Origin of the sequence: Serratia sp. 2C06, from assembly GCF_050037615.1 — a bacterium.
GTDB lineage: Bacteria > Pseudomonadota > Gammaproteobacteria > Enterobacterales > Enterobacteriaceae > Serratia > Serratia ureilytica.
The window spans coordinates 4,831,041-4,849,356 of record NZ_CP188299.1; the positions used below are offsets into that span (position 1 = coordinate 4,831,041).

The 18,316-nt window shown below is 61.5% G+C and carries 18 protein-coding genes; 9 read left to right on the forward strand and 9 right to left on the reverse strand.

Features of this window, described 5'->3' with window-relative positions:
• Nucleotides 1–51: 51 nt before the first annotated feature.
• Nucleotides 52–954 carry a LysR family transcriptional regulator gene (locus tag ACP3TA_RS23610; protein ID WP_033652550.1) on the forward strand — a complete coding sequence of 301 codons (903 nt, stop codon included), beginning with the start codon at nucleotides 52–54 and terminating at the stop codon, nucleotides 952–954.
• Here ACP3TA_RS23610 and eutC read toward each other — a convergent pair.
• Complete coding sequence (gene eutC / locus ACP3TA_RS23615; RefSeq protein WP_426784454.1) at nucleotides 933–1,724, reverse strand: ethanolamine ammonia-lyase subunit EutC; 792 nt, start codon at nucleotides 1,722–1,724, stop codon at nucleotides 933–935. The genes ACP3TA_RS23610 and eutC overlap by 22 nt on opposite strands.
• Entirely contained in the window at nucleotides 1,721–3,106 is a 1,386-nt protein-coding gene (locus tag ACP3TA_RS23620) for an ethanolamine ammonia-lyase subunit EutB (protein ID WP_042785150.1), read from the reverse strand. Before ACP3TA_RS23620 ends, eutC begins: the two co-directional genes overlap by 4 nt.
• A gap of 159 nt (nucleotides 3,107–3,265) precedes the next feature.
• Here ACP3TA_RS23620 and ACP3TA_RS23625 point away from each other — a divergent pair, with 159 nt between their 5' ends.
• Both ACP3TA_RS23625 and ACP3TA_RS23630 read left to right on the forward strand, forming a co-directional pair.
• Nucleotides 3,266–3,814 carry a nucleotidyltransferase family protein gene (locus ACP3TA_RS23625; RefSeq protein ID WP_072627219.1) on the forward strand — a complete coding sequence of 183 codons (549 nt, stop codon included), beginning with the start codon at nucleotides 3,266–3,268 and terminating at the stop codon, nucleotides 3,812–3,814.
• 52 nt (nucleotides 3,815–3,866) lie between these two features.
• Entirely contained in the window at nucleotides 3,867–4,334 is a 468-nt protein-coding gene (locus ACP3TA_RS23630) for a FlxA-like family protein (protein WP_021505617.1), read from the forward strand.
• A 1-nt stretch (nucleotide 4,335) separates the two neighbouring features.
• Here ACP3TA_RS23630 and ACP3TA_RS23635 read toward each other — a convergent pair whose 3' ends face one another.
• Entirely contained in the window at nucleotides 4,336–5,256 is a 921-nt protein-coding gene (locus tag ACP3TA_RS23635; protein ID WP_426784455.1) for a LysR substrate-binding domain-containing protein, read from the reverse strand.
• A gap of 96 nt (nucleotides 5,257–5,352) precedes the next feature.
• Between ACP3TA_RS23635 and ACP3TA_RS23640 the strand changes: the two genes are divergently transcribed.
• Entirely contained in the window at nucleotides 5,353–6,351 is a 999-nt protein-coding gene (locus tag ACP3TA_RS23640; protein WP_049198403.1) for a bile acid:sodium symporter family protein, read from the forward strand.
• 26 nt (nucleotides 6,352–6,377) lie between these two features.
• On the opposite strand, the gene ACP3TA_RS23645 is transcribed toward ACP3TA_RS23640, so the two are convergent.
• From ACP3TA_RS23645 to zipA, 3 genes are all read right to left on the reverse strand, one after another.
• Entirely contained in the window at nucleotides 6,378–6,593 is a 216-nt protein-coding gene (locus ACP3TA_RS23645; protein ID WP_004936441.1) for a DUF3820 family protein, read from the reverse strand.
• The gene (ligA, locus tag ACP3TA_RS23650) at nucleotides 6,593–8,614 is read right to left on the reverse strand and encodes an NAD-dependent DNA ligase LigA (RefSeq protein ID WP_089195039.1); all 2,022 of its coding nucleotides are present in this window, start codon (nucleotides 8,612–8,614) and stop codon (nucleotides 6,593–6,595) included. Before ligA ends, ACP3TA_RS23645 begins: the two co-directional genes overlap by 1 nt.
• A 79-nt stretch (nucleotides 8,615–8,693) precedes the next feature.
• The gene (zipA, locus tag ACP3TA_RS23655) at nucleotides 8,694–9,719 is read right to left on the reverse strand and encodes a cell division protein ZipA (protein WP_089195040.1); all 1,026 of its coding nucleotides are present in this window, start codon (nucleotides 9,717–9,719) and stop codon (nucleotides 8,694–8,696) included.
• A gap of 221 nt (nucleotides 9,720–9,940) precedes the next feature.
• Between zipA and cysZ the strand changes: the two genes are divergently transcribed.
• The 5 genes from cysZ (at nucleotide 9,941) to crr (ending at nucleotide 14,843) form a co-directional block, all read left to right on the forward strand.
• The gene (gene cysZ, locus ACP3TA_RS23660; RefSeq protein WP_033643961.1) at nucleotides 9,941–10,699 is read left to right on the forward strand and encodes a sulfate transporter CysZ; all 759 of its coding nucleotides are present in this window, start codon (nucleotides 9,941–9,943) and stop codon (nucleotides 10,697–10,699) included.
• Between the two features lie 185 nt (nucleotides 10,700–10,884).
• Nucleotides 10,885–11,853 carry a cysteine synthase A gene (gene cysK / locus ACP3TA_RS23665; RefSeq protein ID WP_016926786.1) on the forward strand — a complete coding sequence of 323 codons (969 nt, stop codon included), beginning with the start codon at nucleotides 10,885–10,887 and terminating at the stop codon, nucleotides 11,851–11,853.
• A 399-nt stretch (nucleotides 11,854–12,252) separates the two neighbouring features.
• On the forward strand, nucleotides 12,253–12,510 hold the full coding sequence (ptsH, locus tag ACP3TA_RS23670; RefSeq protein ID WP_004936458.1) for a phosphocarrier protein Hpr: 258 nt from the start codon (nucleotides 12,253–12,255) through the stop codon (nucleotides 12,508–12,510).
• A 46-nt stretch (nucleotides 12,511–12,556) separates the two neighbouring features.
• Nucleotides 12,557–14,284, forward strand: a complete 1,728-nt coding sequence (ptsI, locus tag ACP3TA_RS23675; protein ID WP_004936461.1) for a phosphoenolpyruvate-protein phosphotransferase PtsI — start codon at nucleotides 12,557–12,559, stop codon at nucleotides 14,282–14,284.
• A gap of 49 nt (nucleotides 14,285–14,333) precedes the next feature.
• Nucleotides 14,334–14,843, forward strand: a complete 510-nt coding sequence (gene crr / locus ACP3TA_RS23680) for a PTS glucose transporter subunit IIA (protein ID WP_004936467.1) — start codon at nucleotides 14,334–14,336, stop codon at nucleotides 14,841–14,843.
• A 298-nt stretch (nucleotides 14,844–15,141) separates the two neighbouring features.
• Here the strand turns inward: crr and ACP3TA_RS23685 are convergent, their stop codons facing one another.
• From ACP3TA_RS23685 to cysM, 3 genes are all read right to left on the reverse strand, one after another.
• The gene (locus tag ACP3TA_RS23685; protein WP_033643962.1) at nucleotides 15,142–16,464 is read right to left on the reverse strand and encodes an ATP-binding protein; all 1,323 of its coding nucleotides are present in this window, start codon (nucleotides 16,462–16,464) and stop codon (nucleotides 15,142–15,144) included.
• A 6-nt stretch (nucleotides 16,465–16,470) separates the two neighbouring features.
• Complete coding sequence (locus ACP3TA_RS23690; RefSeq protein ID WP_160204471.1) at nucleotides 16,471–17,151, reverse strand: response regulator transcription factor; 681 nt, start codon at nucleotides 17,149–17,151, stop codon at nucleotides 16,471–16,473.
• Between the two features lie 250 nt (nucleotides 17,152–17,401).
• Entirely contained in the window at nucleotides 17,402–18,283 is an 882-nt protein-coding gene (gene cysM / locus ACP3TA_RS23695) for a cysteine synthase CysM (RefSeq protein ID WP_033644334.1), read from the reverse strand.
• Between the last annotated feature and the right edge of the window lie 33 nt (nucleotides 18,284–18,316).

The window sequence follows — 18,316 nt, forward strand, 5'->3', positions numbered from 1 at the left end:
CCAACAGAGAAGCGGGTATTCATAAGAAACGCTTTTGCATATAATGCAAAAATGAATGACGCCCGCTATGTAGAACATCTGCCAATCTTTCTCGACGTGGCCCGCCTGGGCAGCTTTTCCGCCGCCGCACGCCAGCTGGGTATGGTGCCTTCTTCGCTGGTGCGCCATATCGATGCGCTGGAAAGCGCGCTCGGCGCGACGCTGTTCGTACGCTCCACCCGCGGCCTGTTGCTGACCGACGCCGGCGAGCTGCTGCTGGCACGCGCCGCCGCGCTGATGACGGACATTACCGGCATTCGCGCCGAGCTGAACGCGCTGAACGAAACGCCGCAGGGCACGCTGCGCATCAGCTGCCTGCCGACCTTCGGCAAAACCTATGTGCTGCCGCTGCTGCCGACGCTGGCGGAACGCTACCCTCAGCTGTGGGTCGATCTCGATCTGACCGAACGCCAGACCGATCCGACCCAGGAACGGCTGGACGCCGCCATCCGCATCGGCGAGCAGAAGGACAGCGCGCTGTACGCCAGCCGCATCGCCACCCAACGCTGGGTGATGTGCGCCAGCCCCGGCTACGTCGCCCGCTATGGCCTGCCGAGCGATCTGGAGGCGCTGCCGCAGCACCGGCTGATCGCCCGCTACCACAAACAACAGCCGGCCTGCTGGGCGCAGATCCTCGACGCGGCGTTGATGAACCGCTGCACCATGGCGCTGCGTTGCGATGACTTCACCGCGCAGCGTCAGGCGGCGCTGCTCGGCCTCGGCATCGCCTTTCTGCCCAACTGGGTGGTGGGGCCGGACGTGCAGCATGGGCGGCTGGTGCAGATGCTGGAAGATCCGCGCCATGAACAGCAAGGCATCTATCTGCTGCGGCCGGTGGCGAAAGTGTCCGCCCGCCTGGCGGCCTTCACCGCCCTGCTGCAGCAAACCATCGGTCAACCGCCCAACTGGGCGTAAAGCGGGGTGACGCGGCCGCGCAGCGCCGGGTTGTCGCTCTCGTCTTTCAGTTCGACGCCGGTCAGCCCTCGCCGGCACGCCTGTTCCAGCAACCAGGCCAATTTGAACGCCGCCTGCGGATAATCCAGCCCCTCCGGCCGCACATTGGAGATGCAGTTGCGCTCTGAGTCCCTTCTGCGCGCGTTCGGCTCCCAGGTCAGATAAATCCCCAGGCTGTCCGGCGACGACAGCCCCGGCCGTTCGCCGATCAGCACCGCCACCGCCCGGGCCTGCAGGCACTCGCCGATCTCATCCCCCAGCGCCACTCGCGCCTGATGCGCCAACACCACCGGCGCGATCGCCAGCCCCAACGTATCGAGATAGGGCCGCAGCGCCTGCAGCAGCGGCAATGCCTGGCGGTGCACCGCCTTGGAGGAGAGGCCATCCGCCACCAGCAGCAGCAGATCGGTCCGGCGCGGCGGCACGCCGAGCAGCAGGCGGCGGCTGTCCAGCGCCAATCGCCGCCCCAGATCCGGACGGCGCAGATAGGCGGCGCGGTCAACGGCCTGGCTGTGCACCGCCAGCGTGGGCCAACCGGCATCGTGCAGATCCGCCGCCAGCCGTTCGCTCTCGAATGGCTGATGCACCGCGTCGCGCGCCTGGGCATGGGCCAGGCCGAAGCGCAGCAGCTCGTCGGTCGGCAGACTGGCGCCGGTGCGCCCCAGCGCGATGCGCGCATCGGTAAAGGCGCGCAGCGCGTCCCAAATGTTGACGTGAACCGGTTTGCTCATGTCCGTTCTCCCTGCAGCGCCAGCAACAGCGGGTGATTGGCGGCGGCGTCGCGCAGCCGTCCGCGTTCATCGGTGATGTTCATCGCCGCCAGCCAGGCGGCGAACTCCGGCGCGTGCTTCAGCCCCAGCAGTTCACGGATATAGAGCGCGTCGTGGAACGAGGTGCTTTGGTAATTGAGCATGATGTCATCCGCGCCCGGCACGCCGATCAGGAACGTCAGCCCGGCGGCGGCCAACAGCGTCAGCAGCGTGTCCATATCATCCTGATCGGCCTCGGCATGGTTGGTGTAACAGACATCGCAGCCCAGCGGCAGGCCGAGCAGCTTGCCGCAGAAATGATCCTCCAGCCCGGCGCGGATAATTTGTTTGCCGTCATACAGGTATTCAGGGCCGATAAACCCCACCACGGTGTTGATCAGCAGCGGTGAGAAATGCCGCGCCACCGCATAGGCGCGCGCCTCGCAGGTCTGCTGATCGACGCCGTGATGCGCGTTAGCCGACAGGCAACTGCCCTGCCCGGTTTCGAAGTACATCACGTTATCGCCCAACGTGCCGCGCTTGAGGCTCAGCGCCGCCTGCTGCGCCTCCGCCAGCAGCGCCAGACTGATGCCGAAACCGCGATTGGCCGCTTCGGTACCGGCGATCGACTGAAACACCAGATCCACCGGCGCACCACGCTCCATCAGCCGCAGCGTGTTGGTCACGTGGGTCAGCACGCAGGATTGGGTGGGTATGGCGAAGCGCTGGATCACGTCGTCCAGCATGTAGTTGAGTTTTTCCAGCAGCGGCAGGCTGTCGCTGGCCGGATTGATGCCGACCACCGCGTCGCCGCTGCCGTACAGCAAACCGTCCAGCATGCTGGCGGCGATGCCTTGCAGGCTGTCGGTCGGGTGATTGGGCTGCAGCCGCACGCTGAGGTGGCCCGGCAGGCCAATCGTATTGCGAAAGCGCGTCACCACCCGGCATTTCTTCGCCACCAGGATCAGATCCTGATTGCGCATGATCTTGCTTACCGCCGCCGCCATCTCCGGCGTAATGCCGGCGGCCACCTGCGCCAGCATGGCACTGTCCGCCTGCTCGCTCAGCAACCAGTCGCGAAAATCGCCGATCGTGAGGTGCGAGATGGGCTCAAAGGCGGCGGCGTCGTGGCTATCGATGATCAGGCGCGTCACCTCGTCCTGCTCGTACGGCACCAGCGGCTGCTGCAGGAAAGTCTTGAGCGGCACATCCGCCAGCGCGATGCGCGCCGCCATGCGCTCTTCGGCGCTTTCCGCCGCCACCTCCGCCAGATAATCGCCGGAACGCGCCGGCGAAGCTTTCGCCATCAGCTGGCGCAGGCCGCCGAAGCGATAGCCGCGTTGGCCCAACGTTGCCTGATACATAGCCCCCTCCCTTGCCCTGAGTGACGAGATAAAAGCCCTGCACCAAGTGTAGTCAGTGAAGCAAGAAAATTAATTTGCCTGCTATCGCCGCCATCGCGCATCCCCCCATTTCACCCGCCGCCGCTTCGGGTTACAGTAGCCGCGAAAACAGGAGGGGTGATGGATCCGCAACGGCAAATTATCGACTGGCTGCAACAAGATAGCGCGCGCATGGCCGCCCTGCGCACCGTGCGCCGGCTCGGCCTGAATGACTGGTGCCTCGGCGCCGGCTTTGTGCGCAACCTGGTGTGGGATCGGCGCCACGGCTATGCGGAGCCCACGCCGCTCAACGATATCGACGTGATCCACTTCGATGCGGAGCGGGCGGACGCCGAACGCGATCGCATGCTGGAGGCGCGGCTGCAGCAGTGGCTGCCGCAGCCGTGGTCGGTCAAGAACCAGGCGCGCATGCACCTGCGCAGCGGCCGCGCGCCCTACCGCAACAGCGAAGAGGCCATCAGCTTCTGGACCGAAGTGGAAACGGCGATCGGCGCGCGCCTGAACGCCGACGACAGCATCACGCTGGTCGCCCCTTTCGGGCTCGCGGCGCTGTTCAACGACACCATTACCTTCAACGTAAAAAATGGCGATCGCACGGCCTATGCCCAGCGCGTGGTCGACAAAGGCTGGCTGCTGCGCTGGCCGCGTCTGCGGCAGGTAAAGATTTAGCCGCCGCTGCCGATACCCTGAACAGCGAGATCCAGACTCAGGGAGAGCAACCATGTCGACCACCATCACCATGATCGTACCGATCAAGAATACCGTCCCCGGCGTCAGCAACGTCTTCAGCGCGCCGGGCCATCAGGGCGAATTACTGATGGCCAAACCGGTCAACAACCAGCCGCAAGGCGGCAAGATGGAGAAAAACGAACGCGCCAACGGCAATGACGAACCGGTTAACCTCAATGAAAGCCGCGCTTCGGCGCGTATCAAGGCGCTGAACCGGCAGATTCAGGCGCTGCAGCAAAAGCTGGTGGAACTGAAGGATTCCGACGCCGATCCCAAAGAGATCGAAAAGCAGAAACAGCTGATCGAAGCGCAGATCAAGATGTTGCAGGCCGAGATCGCGCGCATCCAGAAAGAAGAAATGGAAAAGCAGCAGCAGGAGCAAATGGAAAAAGCCGCGGCGAAATCCGGCGACGGCGTAAACCGCCCAACGCCGCTCAACGCGGTGGACGTCTATATCTGAGTCAATATGCCGCGTTTTCCCGCCGGCGCTGTTGCAGCAGCGCCGCCTGCTGACGCGCCACCTGCCAGATGGCCTCCGCCGCCGGCGTCAGTGAGCGGTTCTTGCGCCGCACCAGCATCAGCGCGCGGTTAATTTCCGGCACCAGCCGCCGCACCCGGAGCCGCCCCCCTTCCGGCAACGGCAGCGCCAACGCCGGGAAAATGCTGATGCCGATCCCCGCCGCCACCATCGGGAACAGCGTCGCCGGATGGCCGATTTCCTGCACCACCTGCGCCTCGACGCCCTGCTGCCTCAGTGCGCTGTCGATCAGCGGCCGGCTGCCCGACGCATAATCCTGCAACACCAGGCGGCAGCCGTTTAACGCCGACCAACGCACCTCTTGCTGCTCAGCAAACGGGTGATCGTCGCGGCACAGCAGCAGAAACGGTTCGTGCAACACCGCTTCGCACTCCAGATCCACCGCCTGCACCGGATCGACCACGATGCCGAAATCCACCTCGGCGTTACGCACGCTGTGCAGCACCTGCTGCTGCGCCTGATCGCGCAGCATGATGCGGATCTCCGGGTATTCGCGTTCGCCGGCGGCGATGCACTGCGGCATCAGATGGGCGGAAATGGTCTGGCTCGTCGCCACCCGCACCGTGCCGCTGCGCTGTACGCCAAAGCTGCGCGCATCCAGCAAAGCGGCCTGCAGTTCGTCCAGCAGCCGCTCGACCCGGTTGGCCAGCCGCAGGCCGGCGTCGGTCAACACCACTTCACGCGTGGTGCGATCCAGCAGGCGCACGCCGACCTCCGCCTCCAGCTCTTTCACGCTGTGGCTGACCGCCGATTGCGTCAGGCCGATCGCCTCGCCGGCGCGGCTGAAGCTGCCGTGGCGGGCGATGGCGACGAACACCCGCAGCTGTTTGAGTGAGTAATTCATGTGTTTTATTCATAGATGAATTAAATAAATCAATTTAATTATTATATGCCCACGCGGGAGAATAGCCCCATCGATTTTCTACCCGAGCGCATCGCCATGAGATTCCTGCCCGATCGTTTTACCCTGACGCTGATCGCCACCGTGCTGCTGGCGTCGTTCCTGCCGGCTCGCGGCGAGTTCGTCGGCTGGCTCAACGCCCTGACCATCGCCGCCATCGCCCTGCTGTTTTTCATGCACGGCGCCAAGCTGTCGCGCGAGGCCATCCTGGCCGGCAGCAATAACTGGCGGCTGCATCTGTGGGTGATGTTCAGCACCTTCATCATTTTTCCGGCGCTGGGGATGCTGTTCGCCTGGTGGGCTCCGATCGACGTCAGCCCCGAGCTGTACGCCGGTTTCATCTACCTGTGCATCCTGCCCGCCACCGTGCAGTCGGCCATCGCCTTCACCTCGCTGGCGGGCGGCAACGTGGCGGCAGCGGTGTGCAGCGCGTCTGCATCCAGCCTGCTGGGAATCTTCGTGTCGCCGCTGTTGGTCGGCCTGCTGATGAACGTGCACGGCGATACCGGCAGCCTGCGGCAGGTGGGCTCGATCGTGCTGCAGCTGCTGGTGCCGTTCGTCGCCGGCCACCTGCTGCGGCCGCTGATCGGCGGCTGGATCGAGCGCCATCGCCCGCTGATCGGTAAAACCGACCAGACCTCGATTCTGCTGGTGGTGTACGCCGCCTTCAGCGAGGCGGTGACGCACGGCATCTGGCATCAGGTGGGGATCGGTTCGCTGGCGTTTATCGTCGGCGGCAGCATCGTGCTGCTGGCGATCGTGCTGGTGGTGAACACCTACATGGCACGCTGGCTGGGGTTCAGCAAGGCGGACGAGATCACCATCGTGTTCTGCGGTTCGAAGAAAAGCCTGGCGAACGGCATTCCGATGGCCAATATCCTGTTCCCGGCGGCGACGGTAGGGATCATGGTGCTGCCGCTGATGGTGTTCCATCAGGTGCAGCTAATGACCTGTGCGGTGCTGGCGAAAAGGTATCAGCGCAAGCAGCGGGCGCAACAGGCGGTGCCCAACGCCAACGCGCAGGCGTCGCGCGGGTAAAAAAAGACGGGCCAAGGCCCGTCAGTTCAGCTTTTCTTCAGCGGCTTGACCAGGTGGTCAAGCCCTTCGATTTTAATCGCCAGCGTCATCTCCATCAGCATGCCGAGCTTGCCTTTGGGGAACTCGCCCTTGCGGGCGAACCACAGCAGGTACTCTTCGGGCAGATCGATCAGCACCCGCCCCTGGTACTTGCCGAACGGCATCACGGTATTGGCGATCTCCAGCAGGTTTTCTTTTTCCATCAGTCACCCAGCAAGCGGATCATCTCCGCTTCGTCGATCACGGCGATACCCAGCTCCTGCGCCTTCGCCAGCTTGGAACCGGCCGCTTCGCCGGCGATCACCAGATCGGTTTTCTTCGACACACTGCCGCTGACCTTGGCGCCCAACGCCGTCAGGCGATCTTTGGCCTCGTCGCGCGACAGCTGGCTCAGCGAGCCGGTCAGCACCACGGTTTTACCGGCGAACGGGCTGTCTATCTCCTCCGCCACCACCATCACCGGCGCCGGCCAATGGATGCCAATCTCGGCGCCCACCAGCTCGTTGATCACCTGCTGATTGAGCGCTTCATCGAGGAAGTTGCGAGTGTGTTTGGCCACCACTTCGCCAACGTCCGGCACCTCTTTCAGCGCTTCGATATCGGCGGAAAACAACTTCTCGAGCGATCCGAAATGCGCCGCCAGGTTGGCGGCGGTCGCTTCACCAACCTCGCGAATGCCGAGCGCATACAGGAAACGGGCGAAGGTGGTCTGCTTGGATTTCTCCAGCGCGTTAACCAGGTTCTGTGCCGATTTCGGCCCCATGCGATCCAGACCGGTCAGAATGCCGGCGGACAGGCGGAACAGATCGGCCGGGTTCTTCACGTACTCCTTGTCCACCAGTTGCTCGATGATCTTGTCGCCCATGCCTTCGACGTCCAGCGCGCGGCGAGAAACGAAATGCTTCAACGCCTCTTTGCGCTGCGCCCCGCAGATCAGCCCGCCGGTGCAGCGCGCAACGGCTTCGCCTTCCACGCGCTCAACGTCGGAGCCGCACACCGGGCAGTGCAGCGGGAACACCACTTCGCGCGCATCCTGCGGCCTGCGGTCTTCCAGCACCCCCACCACCTGCGGGATCACGTCGCCGGCGCGGCGCACGATCACCGTATCGCCGATGCGCAGCCCCAGACGCTCAATTTCATCGGCGTTGTGCAAGGTGGCGTTACTGACGGTTACCCCGGCCACCAGCACCGGCTCAAGGCGCGCCACCGGCGTAATCGCACCGGTGCGGCCAACCTGAAACTCCACTTCGCGCACCACGGTGATCTGCTCCTGCGCCGGGAATTTGAACGCCGTCGCCCAACGCGGCGCACGCGCCACAAAGCCCAGCGTTTCCTGCAGATCGATGTCGTCAATCTTGATCACCACGCCGTCGATATCGAAACCGAGCTGTGCGCGGTCCCGCTCGACCTGGCGATAGAACGCCAGCACTTCCTCGCTGCCGGTGCGGCGCTGGGCGCGATCGCTGACCGGCAGGCCCCAGGCCTTGAACTGCATCAGGCGTTCAAAGTGGCTGCGCGGCAGCTCGCCGCCTTCCAGCAGCCCGACGCCATAGCAGAAGAAGGTCAGCGGGCGTTTGGCGGTAATGCGCGGATCGAGCTGGCGCAGCGAACCGGCGGCGGCGTTGCGCGGGTTGGCGAACACCTTGCCGTCTTTGCGCCTCGCCTCTTCGTTCATCTGTTCAAACCCGGCCTGCGGCATGAACACTTCGCCGCGCACTTCCAGCCGGCGCGGGATGTTGTCGCCGGTCAGGCGCAGCGGGATGGCGCGAATGGTGCGCACGTTGGAGGTGATGTTCTCGCCGGTGGTGCCGTCGCCGCGCGTCGCCGCACGCACCAGCTCGCCGTCTTCGTACAGCAGGCTGACCGCCAGGCCGTCCAGCTTCAGCTCGCAGCAGAAGGTCAGCGGATCGCTGCTCTTGAGCCTGTCCTGCACGCGCTTGTAAAACGCCAGGAAGCTCTCTTCGTCGAACACGTTGTCCAGCGACAGCATCGGCACTTCGTGACGCACCTGATCAAACGCCGCCAGCGGCGCCGCGCCCACGCGCTGGGTCGGCGAATCGGCGGTGATCAGCTCCGGATGCGCGCTCTCGAGCTCGCGCAGCTCGCGCATCAGGCGGTCATATTCCGCATCCGGCACTTCGGGCGCATCCAGCACATGATACTGGTATTCATGATGGCGCAATGTGGCTCGTAGTTGATTGATTTGTTGGATTATCGATTCCATGGCTCACCATCAAAGATAAAAAACCCCCGGCTAGCGGGGGCTTTGTTGTTACGGATGTTCAGTGCGCGCGGCAACCCGGTCAGGCGTTGTTTTCCAACACTTCACGGATACGCGCTTTGTAGGTTTCCAGCTTCTGCGGCGTCATCATGCGGCGCTCGTCGTCCAGCACCACACCGCCCACGTCGTCGGCGATGCGCTGCGCCGACTGCAGCATCAGCTTGAAGTTCTGATTGGCGTCGCCGTAAGACGGCACCATCATGAACATCGACACGCCCGGCGTGGAGAAATCGGACATCATGTCAGGATCGAACGACCCCGGCTTGACCATGTTCGCCAGGCTGAACAGCACCGGGCCACTGCCGGCCGGGCTGATATGGCGGTGGAAGATGCCCATCTCGCCAAACTGGAAGCCCGCCTGCAACACGCTCTGCAGCAGCACTTCGCCGCCGATCACGCCGCCCTGATGGGCCGCGACGTGCAGCACCAGCACGGTCTCTTTCAGTTTAGCCTGTACTGGCGCAGCGGCCGGCTGTTGCGGCTGCGGTGCAGGTTCCGACGCAGGCTTCACTTCCGGCGCTTGCTGCACCGGGGCGGGTTCGGCGTGGAATGCCGGTTCCGCCGCCAGCGGCGCCTCATGTTCATGCGGCAGATCGTCAACGCGCGGCTCGCGGCGCGCGGCCGGTTGCGGTTGCTGCGGCTCGGCCGGTTCTTCGTCCGGCGCGTAGTTGTTCAGCAGGATGTCATCGTACTCCGGCCGCTGAGACAGCGGAGGCGGCGTCTGATGAGCAGCCGGCTGAACGGCGCGGGGCGCAGGCGCAGCCGCCGGAGCGGGCTTCGGCGCGGCCACGGGTTCTTCGCGTGCGGCATCGAAATGGCCGAATGACGGCTCGTCTTGCGGGTGAGCGGCGCGTACGCGCACCTCACCGACGCCTTCTTCGAGATCGTCGATCGGAGTTTGTTCACGTTCCTTTTGGGAACGTTTGGCTGGGCGATCGCGGAAGAGCGCTGACCGTTCTTTGCGACTGGTCCACAGACCGTGCAATAACAGCGCTATTATGGCGATCGCGCCAACAACGATTAATATCAGACGCAAATCCTGCATCATTGCTATCTCTGTTGTTCCAATACATTGCCACCGCGGCAAACATTCACTCTTTAACTCTATTTGCCCGCGCACACAAGTGCAAGTCCGTGCTGAACTTTATGCCAATAAAGATGATTATACTGCCTTTTTCTGCTGGTTTTTCAGCCAACCCTACCCTAGCCAGTGGAAAATCATCCCTATATGATAATGATGCCTGTTCAGACAACGAGATAACTTAAGATATGTCCTATACGCAGCCCCCTTCCCGTTCCACCAGCGGCATTCATTATTTCGCCGAAGGCTGGCGCCTGATTTCGCGCCCGGGGATTAAACGCTATGTGGTCCTGCCGTTGCTGGTCAACGTGCTGCTGATGGGCTCCGCTTTCTGGTGGCTGTTCAGCCGCCTCGGCGACTGGATCCCGGCGATGATGAGCCACGTTCCCGATTGGCTGCAATGGTTGAGCTACCTGCTGTGGCCGCTGGCGGTCATTTCGGTGCTGCTGGTGTTCAGCTATCTGTTCAGCACCCTCACCAACCTGATCGCCGCCCCGTTTTGCGGCCTGCTGGCCGAACAGCTCGAAGGCAGCCTGACCGGCAAACCGCTGCCGGACACCGGCCTGCTCGGCATCGCCAAAGACCTGCCGCGCATCATGGCGCGCGAATGGCGCAAGCTGATGTATTACCTGCCGCGCGCGCTGCTGCTGCTGGCGCTGTACTTCGTGCCCGGCATCGGCCAGACGGTGGCGCCGGTGCTGTGGTTCCTGTTCAGCGCCTGGATGCTGGCGATCCAGTATTGCGACTATCCGTTCGACAACCACAAGGTGAGCTTTGCCGACATGCGCCGCGCTTTGCGCCAGCACAAAACCGACAACCTGCAGTTCGGCGCGCTGGTCAGCCTGTTCACCATGATCCCGATCCTCAACCTGGTGATCCTGCCGGTCGCCGTCTGCGGTGCCACCGCGATGTGGGTCGATCGCTACCGCTCGCAATTCGTCCGATAACCGCCGTTTTTTGCCGCCGACAGCGCGGAAATTTTCGACAGGGCGCGCATTTCGCGCCCTTATCATTGTGCTTAAAACTTATTTCCTAATAACATATAGATATACCAATTCTTTACTTCCCTGCCGGTACTGTTAGCGTATGCTTTCGATGTTCCCCACATTTTCATAGAGTTAAAGGACGGGCTATGAGCAAGATATATGAAGACAACTCATTAACAATCGGCCATACGCCGCTGGTTCGTCTGAACCGTATCGGCAACGGACGCATTCTGGCCAAGGTTGAATCACGCAACCCGAGCTTCAGCGTCAAATGCCGCATCGGTGCCAATATGATTTGGGATGCGGAACAACGCGGCGTGCTGACCGCCGGCAAAGAACTGGTGGAGCCGACCAGCGGCAACACCGGCATCGCGCTGGCCTTCGTCGCCGCCGCGCGCGGTTACAAGCTGACGCTGACCATGCCGGAAACCATGAGCATCGAGCGCCGCAAGCTGCTCAAGGCGCTGGGCGCCAATCTGGTGCTGACCGAAGGGGCGAAAGGCATGAAAGGCGCCATCGCCAAAGCGGAGGAGATCGTCGCTACCGATCCGAACCGCTACCTGATCCTGCAACAGTTCAGCAACCCGGCCAACCCGGCCATCCATGAAAAAACCACCGGCCCGGAAATCTGGGAAGACACCGATGGGGAAGTCGACGTGTTCATCTCCGGCGTCGGCACCGGCGGCACATTGACCGGCGTCAGCCGCTACATCAAGAACACCAAAGGCAAGGCCATCACCACCGTGGCGGTCGAGCCGACCGACTCGCCGGTCATCAGCCAGGCGCTGGCCGGTGAAGAGCTGAAACCGGGCCCGCACAAGATCCAGGGCATCGGCGCCGGCTTCATTCCAGGCAACCTCGATCTTGACCTGGTGGATCGCGTCGAAAAAATCTCCAACGACGAAGCCATCAGCATGGCGCGCCGCCTGATGGACGAAGAAGGCATCCTGGCAGGCATCTCCTCCGGCGCAGCGGTCGCAGCGGCGGTGAAACTGGCCGAAGAACCGGCGTTCGCCGACAAGACCATTGTGGTCATCCTGCCCTCTTCCGGCGAACGTTATCTCAGCACCGCGCTGTTCGCCGATCTGTTCACCGAGCAGGAATTGCAGCAGTAATCCCGCCACTGCACAAATCGCTAAAAAAGCACCCTGTGGGGTGCTTTTTTGTGGACTGGATCAAACTTTATAGCAGTCCAAGATTGCTTTTGCCCGTCGCCTTTAGTATTTAACGGTGCATTATTTCGATGCGCAAAATTAATCACTCTCCGAGCCTGGTCGAGGCTGAATCGATTTACTCATCTGTCGCCGACGCGGCGAATCGGGCATAATGGGGAGCGGATTGGAACGACGTCTAAAGCCGAGTTTTTTGATCTGAAGTGCCTAACGCGTCGTTTTCTGTTGCATCAACGTTCGCCCCTGTCCATAGTCAGGCGCTATAACCAGACAAGTTAAAGTCAGGCCCCTGGGCTAAACTTTAACTCCACAACATTAATCCAATAAGTTGGGGAAACATCAATGTTCCAGCAAGAAGTTACTATTACCGCTCCGAATGGTCTGCATACTCGCCCTGCCGCTCAGTTCGTTAAAGAAGCCAAAGGCTTCACGTCTGACATCACCGTGACCTCCAACGGCAAAAGCGCCAGCGCGAAAAGCCTGTTCAAACTGCAAACTCTGGGGCTGACTCAAGGGACCGTAGTGACCATCTCAGCTGAAGGTGAAGACGAGCAGAAAGCCGTTGAGCACTTGGTAAAACTGATGGCAGAGCTTGAGTAATCGGCCCGTCTTTTTAGTTAACACCAGTCAAGAGTAAGGTAGGGTTATGATTTCAGGCATTTTAGTATCACCGGGCATCGCTTTTGGTAAGGCTCTCTTGCTGAAAGAAGACGACATCGTCATCAACCGGAAGAAAATCTCTGCTGATCAAGTAGAGCAGGAAGTCTCGCGTTTTCTGGCCGGCCGCGCGAAAGCGTCCGAACAGCTGGAAGCGATCAAGACCAAAGCTGGCGAAACCTTCGGCGAAGAGAAGGAAGCTATCTTCGAAGGCCACATCATGTTGCTGGAAGACGAAGAGCTTGAGCAGGAAATCATAGCCCTAATCAAAGACGATCTGGCCTCCGCAGACGCCGCCGCCTACACCGTGATCGAAGGTCAGGCGAAAGCGCTGGAAGAGTTGGACGACGAATACCTGAAAGAACGCGCCGCCGACGTGCGCGACATCGGCAAACGCCTGCTGCAGAACATTCTGGGCATGCCTATCGTCGATCTGGGCTCCATTCAGGATGAAGTGATCCTGGTGGCCACCGATCTGACCCCGTCCGAGACCGCGCAGCTGAACCTGGACAAAGTGCTGGGCTTCATTACCGATCTCGGCGGCCGCACCTCCCACACCTCTATCATGGCGCGCTCCCTGGAGCTGCCGGCAATCGTCGGCACCAGCGACGTGACCAAGCAGGTGAAGAACGACGACTACCTGATTCTGGACGCGGTTAACAACCAGATTTACGTTAACCCGACAGCTGACGTTATCGATCAGCTGAAAGCCGCCCAGAACCAATACATCACCGAGAAAAACGATCTGGCCAAGCTGAAGGACCTGCCGGCGATTACGCTGGACGGCCATCAGGTTGAAGTCTGCGCCAACATCGGCACCGTGCGCGACGTCGCGGGTGCAGAGCGCAACGGCGCGGAAGGCGTCGGCCTGTATCGTACCGAATTCCTGTTCATGGATCGCGACTCGCTGCCAACCGAAGACGAGCAGTTCCAGGCTTATAAAGCCGTGGCGGAAGCCATGGGCTCGCAGGCCGTGATCGTCCGCACCATGGACATCGGCGGCGACAAAGACCTGCCGTACATGAACCTGCCGAAGGAAGAGAACCCGTTCCTCGGCTGGCGCGCCATCCGCATCGCGATGGACCGCCGTGAAATCCTGCACGCCCAGCTGCGAGCCATCCTGCGCGCCTCGGCGTTCGGCAAACTGCGCATCATGTTCCCGATGATCATCTCCGTGGAAGAAGTGCGCGATCTGAAAGGCGAAATCGAGACGCTGAAGGCGCAGCTGCGCGAAGAAGGCAAGGCGTTTGACGAGAGCATCGAAGTGGGCGTGATGGTGGAAACACCGGCTGCGGCGGTCATCGCTCACCACCTGGCGAAAGAAGTCGACTTCTTTAGTATTGGGACAAACGATCTAACCCAGTATACTCTGGCGGTAGATCGCGGCAACGAGCTGATTTCTCATCTCTATAACCCGATGTCCCCATCAGTGCTTGGCCTGATCAAACAGGTTATTGATGCATCTCACGCGGAAGGCAAGTGGACCGGCATGTGCGGCGAACTGGCTGGCGATGAGCGTGCTACACTGTTGTTATTGGGCATGGGGCTGGATGAGTTCAGCATGAGTGCGATTTCAATCCCGCGCATCAAGAAAATTATTCGCAACACGAATTTCGAAGATGTGAAGGCGTTGGCAGCGCAAGCCTTGGCACAGCCAACGGCACAAGACCTGATGAATTGCGTCAATAAATTCATCGAAGAAAAAACGCTCTGCTAAACTTCCACGACACTGGAACGCCGCCCAATTTAATGCTTAGGAGAAGATCATGGGTTTGTTCGATAAACTGAAATCTCTGGTTTCTGATGACAAGAAAGACACGGGCACTATCGAGATCGTCGCTCCCCTTTCTGGCGAAATCGTCAATATCGAAGATGTGCCGGACGTAGTGTTCGCTGAAAAAATCGTTGGCGACGGTATCGCCATCAAACCGGCCGGCAACAAAATGGTTGCTCCGGTTGACGGCACCATCGGTAAGATTTTCGAAACCAACCATGCATTCTCTATCGAATCCGACAGCGGCATTGAGCTGTTCGTCCACTTCGGCATCGATACCGTAGAACTGAAAGGCGAAGGCTTCAAACGCATCGCCGAAGAAGGTCAGCGCGTCAAGAAAGGTGACGTCGTTATCGAGTTCAACCTGCCACTGCTGGAAGAGAAAGCCAAGTCTACCCTGACGCCGGTCGTTATCTCCAACATGGACGAGATCAAAGAGCTGATCAAACTGTCCGGCAGCGTGACCGTTGGCGAAACCCCGATCATCCGCATCAAGAAGTAATCGCGAATGAGCAAGATAAACGGCGCCCTCGGCGCCGTTTTTTTATCCCCTTCGTCTTTCGAACCGCAGCGTTGTTGGCCGCACGTGCTCACCCCGGTCACTTACCGGAGTAAGCTCCCGGGGATTCCCCCGCTTGCCGCCTAGCTGCAATTCGAAATCCTTTGGGTATGCCGCGGATAATAGACGTTATCGGCGCAGGCAGTTTGAACATGGACAGCGCGCAACCTTCGGAGCGTACACACAGTACGTGACGAAGGCGAGCACTGCCCTAGTTCAAAATGGCAAGTAAGATAGTCTATTATTGCCAGCGCGGGATACGCAGAGTGATGATAAGCCCCTCTCTGTCGCCGTTGCGCGCCTCAACCTGGCCGCCGTGCGCCAATACCACCTTGCGGGTAATCGCCAGCCCCAGGCCGTAACCCTTGCCCGACTGCGCCGACTTCACGCGCACGAATGGATCGAAGATGCTCGACAGTTTCGACTCCTCCACGCCCGGCCCCTGATCGCTGACGGCGAGCTGGAACTGGTTGTCGATGCGCGACAGCGCTACCGTCACCCGCTGGCCCTGGCTGGAAAAGCGCAGCGCATTGCGCACGATGTTGTCCACCGCGCGCCGCATCAGCTCCGCATTGCCCTTGACGGTATACTCCACGTCCGACTCGGCCTGCAGCACGATCTCCACGCCGGGCACCTGCGCCTCGTAGCGCGCATCGCTCACCACCGCATCCACCAGGCCGTACAGATCGAAGTACTCCTCGTCCGGCAGGCTGCTGTGTTCGGTGCGCGACAGCGCCAGCAGCTCGCCGATCATTTTGTCCAGCCGCCCCGACTCATGTTCGATGCGCTTGAGCGAGGTTTCGACGTTGCCGGCGTTTTGCCGCGCCAGGCCGATCGCCAGCTGCAGGCGCGCCAGCGGTGAACGCAGCTCGTGCGAGACATCGTGCAACAGCTGTTCGCGGGCGCTGACCAGCAGCTCCAAGCGTTCGGCCATGGTGTCGAAATCGCGCGCCACGTCGGACAGCTCGTCATGACGGCGCCGCATTTTCGGGAACAGCCGCACCGACAGATCGCCCTGCGCCACCCGATCCAGGCCGCCGCGCAGCTGACGCATCGGCCGGGTCAGGTTCCAGGCCAATACGGCGCTGAACAGCAAACCGCCCAGCCCGCCGACCCACAACATCGGCGCAGGAATGTTGAAGAAATGGGAACGCCGCTCCGGCCGATACTCTTCCCGCAGCCCGCGCACGTTATAACTCAGCCAGTATCCCTGCCCTTCCCCGGTCTGCACCCAGGCGGAAATCGCTTTCGGCATCCGCCGCCCTTCAAACAGCGGTTCTTCCGGCGCGGGCGGCGGCGGTTGGGTCATCGGCGTTACCGACAGCAGACGCCTGTCGTCCTCGGGCCAGTCGCGCATCAGCGCTTCCAGCGCCGGCATGCCGCCGCTGCGCAATTGGGTGGCGGCGGAGGTCAGCTGCAGGCCGATCGCCCGCCGCGCCATGGCGTTCTCCGGCGGCACATAGCGATCGCCATAAAGAGAAAACGCCACCCACAGGGCCTGCGTCATGATGAGAAAGGTCAGCCAAAAGCCGAGCAAAATTTTCCAGAACAGTCTTCCGCGCATGTCAGGTTACCGGATGCGATAGCCGATGCTGCGCACCGTTTCGATGCTCAGCGTATTGCCGGCCAACGCGCTCAGCTTCTGGCGGATATTGCTGATATGCACATCCACGCTGCGGTCATAGGCTTCACGCGGGCGCCCCAGCCCCTTCTCGGACAATTCGTCCTTCGACACCACACGGTCCGGCGCGCGCAGCAACAGCTCCAACAGATTGAATTCCGAAGCGGTCAGATCGAACGCCTTGCCGCGCCATTCGCTGCTGCGGGTTGAAGGGTTTAACGTCAGCTCGCCAACGCTGATGGCGGCCTCGTCGTCCGCATCTTGCGGCCGTTCTTCGAAACGGCGCAGCACCGCGCGCAAACGCGCCACCAATTCGCGCGGATAGCAGGGTTTGGGCATGTAATCGTCGGCGCCCATCTCCAGACCAATCACCCGATCGATGTTGTCACCTTTGGCGGTCAGCATGATGATCGGCAGCCGGCTCTTTTTGCGCACGTCGCGCAGCACGTCGATGCCGCTCATATCCGGCAGCATGATGTCGAGGATCATCGCAGTATAGTCGCCCGACAGCGCGCCCTCTACCCCCGCCTTGCCGGTCAGCACCAGCGTGGCGTCGAAACCTTCGCCCGTCAGGTATTCGCTCAGCATGGTGCCAAGCTCCAGGTCATCGTCGACCAGTAAAATTTTCATGCCTTGCTCCTTCACCGATTTTCGTTATTTTCCCGCCAATTTCGCCGGTCCGCAGCCGGTTTTACTCAATCCTTACACATCGCTCTTGGCGTCTCGTCACCGTTATTGTGGCCGCTGTCGCGCGATTTCTCTACTTCAGTCATGGCATTGTCGCACGGGCAAGCGGCAGCCGCCGCAAGCGGGGCTGCCGTCTGTCGAAAGGAAAGGAGGAAAGGTTTTCCCGACGGAACACACCGCCGGGAGGGCGCGCTCAGCCGAACACGCCGGTAGAAAGGTAGCGATCGCCGCGATCGCAGACGATCGCCACCACCACGCTGCCGGGGTGAGCCGCGGCGACGCGCAAGGCGCCGACCACCGCGCCGCCGGAGCTGACGCCGCAGAAGATGCCTTCACGCTGCGCCAGCTGGCGCATGGTCTGCTCGGCATCGCCCTGTTCGATATCCAGCACCTGATCCACCAGCTCCGGGCGGAAAATACCCGGCAGGTAAGCGGGCGCCCAGCGGCGAATGCCGGGGATGCTGCTGCCCTCCGCCGGCTGCAGGCCGATGATCTGCACCTGCGGATTCTGGCTTTTCAGGTAACCGCCCACGCCGGTAATGGTGCCGGTGGTGCCCATGCTGGAAACGAAATGCGTGATGCGCCCTTCGGTTTGGCGCCAAATCTCCGGGCCGGTGGTAGTGAAATGGGCGTAGGGATTGTCCAGGTTGTTGAACTGATCCAGTACCTTGCCCTGCCCCTGACGCTGCATCTCCAGCGCCAGATCGCGCGCCCCTTCCATGCCCTGCTCACGGCTGACCAGGATCAGCTCGGCGCCGTAGGCGCGCATCGCCGCCTGCCGCTCCAGGCTCATGTTCTCCGGCATCAGCAGCTTCAGCGTATAGCCTTTCAATGCAGCGATCATCGCCAGCGCAATGCCGGTGTTGCCGCTAGTGGCCTCAATCAGCACGTCGCCGGGCCTGATCTCACCGCGCAGCTCCGCCTGCTGGATCATCGCCAACGCGGCGCGATCCTTCACCGATCCCGCCGGGTTGTTGCCTTCCAGTTTGACCCATACCTCGCTGCCCGCCTGGGCGGCCAGCCGTTGCAGTTTTACCAGCGGGGTATTCCCGATGCATTGTTCGAGCGTTGTCACGATCTTTGCCTGTGTGTTGGTGTGCGTAAAGTA

Bases quoted from the DNA above. Each gene is read 5' to 3' on its own strand.
- ACP3TA_RS23610 (WP_033652550.1), top strand. From the start codon at position 52: ATGAATGACGCCCGCTATGTAGAACATCTGCCAATCTTTCTCGACGTG.
- eutC (WP_426784454.1), bottom strand. From the start codon at position 1,724: ATGAGCAAACCGGTTCACGTCAACATTTGGGACGCGCTGCGCGCCTTT.
- ACP3TA_RS23620 (WP_042785150.1), bottom strand. From the start codon at position 3,106: ATGTATCAGGCAACGTTGGGCCAACGCGGCTATCGCTTCGGCGGCCTG.
- ACP3TA_RS23625 (WP_072627219.1), top strand. From the start codon at position 3,266: ATGGATCCGCAACGGCAAATTATCGACTGGCTGCAACAAGATAGCGCG.
- ACP3TA_RS23630 (WP_021505617.1), top strand. From the start codon at position 3,867: ATGTCGACCACCATCACCATGATCGTACCGATCAAGAATACCGTCCCC.
- ACP3TA_RS23635 (WP_426784455.1), bottom strand. From the start codon at position 5,256: ATGAATTACTCACTCAAACAGCTGCGGGTGTTCGTCGCCATCGCCCGC.
- ACP3TA_RS23640 (WP_049198403.1), top strand. From the start codon at position 5,353: ATGAGATTCCTGCCCGATCGTTTTACCCTGACGCTGATCGCCACCGTG.
- ACP3TA_RS23645 (WP_004936441.1), bottom strand. From the start codon at position 6,593: ATGGAAAAAGAAAACCTGCTGGAGATCGCCAATACCGTGATGCCGTTC.
- ligA (WP_089195039.1), bottom strand. From the start codon at position 8,614: ATGGAATCGATAATCCAACAAATCAATCAACTACGAGCCACATTGCGC.
- zipA (WP_089195040.1), bottom strand. From the start codon at position 9,719: ATGATGCAGGATTTGCGTCTGATATTAATCGTTGTTGGCGCGATCGCC.
- cysZ (WP_033643961.1), top strand. From the start codon at position 9,941: ATGTCCTATACGCAGCCCCCTTCCCGTTCCACCAGCGGCATTCATTAT.
- cysK (WP_016926786.1), top strand. From the start codon at position 10,885: ATGAGCAAGATATATGAAGACAACTCATTAACAATCGGCCATACGCCG.
- ptsH (WP_004936458.1), top strand. From the start codon at position 12,253: ATGTTCCAGCAAGAAGTTACTATTACCGCTCCGAATGGTCTGCATACT.
- ptsI (WP_004936461.1), top strand. From the start codon at position 12,557: ATGATTTCAGGCATTTTAGTATCACCGGGCATCGCTTTTGGTAAGGCT.
- crr (WP_004936467.1), top strand. From the start codon at position 14,334: ATGGGTTTGTTCGATAAACTGAAATCTCTGGTTTCTGATGACAAGAAA.
- ACP3TA_RS23685 (WP_033643962.1), bottom strand. From the start codon at position 16,464: ATGCGCGGAAGACTGTTCTGGAAAATTTTGCTCGGCTTTTGGCTGACC.
- ACP3TA_RS23690 (WP_160204471.1), bottom strand. From the start codon at position 17,151: ATGAAAATTTTACTGGTCGACGATGACCTGGAGCTTGGCACCATGCTG.